This is a genomic window from Mesorhizobium sp. M7A.F.Ca.CA.001.04.2.1 (assembly GCF_003998485.1).
Lineage (GTDB): Bacteria > Pseudomonadota > Alphaproteobacteria > Rhizobiales > Rhizobiaceae > Mesorhizobium > Mesorhizobium ciceri.
In genome coordinates this window covers 1-1,355 of the sequence record NZ_RZQT01000279.1, presented here as the reverse complement: position 1 = coordinate 1,355, position 1,355 = coordinate 1, and the positions used below count along the sequence as shown (strand labels likewise).

At 60.1% G+C, this 1,355-nt stretch carries 1 protein-coding gene and 1 pseudogene; both read right to left on the bottom strand.

Going from position 1 to position 1,355, the window contains the following annotated elements:
* Positions 1-254: 254 nt before the first annotated feature.
* Positions 255-522 (bottom strand): annotated as a pseudogene (locus EN955_RS34485) (type II toxin-antitoxin system ParD family antitoxin).
* 430 nt (positions 523-952) lie between these two features.
* Positions 953-1,355, bottom strand: a 403-nt coding sequence (locus EN955_RS35210; RefSeq protein WP_206523777.1) for a hypothetical protein, incomplete at its 5' end; no start/stop codon positions are given.

The following is a 1,355-nucleotide window of genomic DNA, read 5'->3' as shown; positions in this document are numbered from 1 at the left end:
GATCAGCACCCGCCCACCCTCGACGGCGAAGGCAATGCTGACGGCGCGGCGATAGCCAACAATCCGCAACCCCGGCATGATCTCGACCCGCTCGGTGCCCCGCTGTGGAAAAGTCGACGGCCTAGACAATGGTCGCGGATACCCGCAATGAAATTCCGGGCGATCGCCGGCGACGCACGTCCGGCTAGGTCATCGTAGAGTTGCTCCAGCTCCGACTCCGCCTTGGAGTGGAAGACAATCCGATACTCCATCCCCTACTTGGCTTCCGCCTGCTTGGAGCGATGACGCGCCTCCAGCCGGGAGAAGACCGTGTCGGCAGGGATGCCCTTCATCGGATCCTGCCGGAGTTCAGCCAGGCGCCCTGGTATCTCCTCGCGCAGCCATTTCTCTCGCTCCGCCTCGAAATCCTCGAGCATGCGCAGGCCCGCGCGGACAACCTCGCTGGCATTGTTGTAGCGGCCTGATTCGAGCTGCTTCCTGATGAAGCTCTCGTAGTGGTCATTCAAAAGCGTAATTTGGCATTGGCAACCTCCTGCGGGGAGCGATTCCGAATCTGGCGCCGATTCGGCCATGCCTTACCTCGCGTGACTCATCCGCAGAGAATCACCCTTCGCTTTGATTCGGCATGATCGAGGCATCGCTTCAACGCCCCTAGGCCGCTCGACCAACGGCACTTGCGGCTATTGCGGCGTGACACACCGGCCGCCGGCGCGATCGAGGATTCACATGCAGGTCGATATTCGCGGTCATCAGTCATTGTCATGGTCGAGGGTGGGTCATGGTCGAGGGTGGCCACAAAAGCCGGCTGAATCGAACACCACCCCAACCAAATTCATTTCGTATTTGATTGCAAATCATCACCGGCATCACCGATGCCTGGCACGAGGATCGGATGGCTTTGTCTTTTCCGTCTCCGATTCGGTTGATCCGGCCATGGCGGCGGCCTGGCGCTTCACTTGCCGGTCCCCCAAACGCAAACGGCCCGCGGGCTGTTTTGTTGAGGCTTTGTTTGTTGTCGTACCTTGTCGGCTGAGTCCTCTTTGTGCGCCGAGGACTGCCGCTTGCGGGCACCATTGTCCCTTGAACGCGAACAGCCCGCCGGCTGATGCCAGGCGGGCTGTTGCTTAGTGAAGTTTGGTTTGCGGGACGGGATTTGGTTCTTTTGTCCCGCAGCTTCGGCTTCGCTTTCGGACCATCCGGCGTATTCCGAGAAGCTTCGGCAGTCCCCCATATCAAAACGGCGCGCGGGCATTTGTGGCTGGCGGGCTGTTTTTGATGTTGGTTTTGGGGAGAGGATTTGTTTTCTGTCTGGCGGCTTGGCTTGGCTGGTTGCGGGCGCCTGATGACAGGCCGGC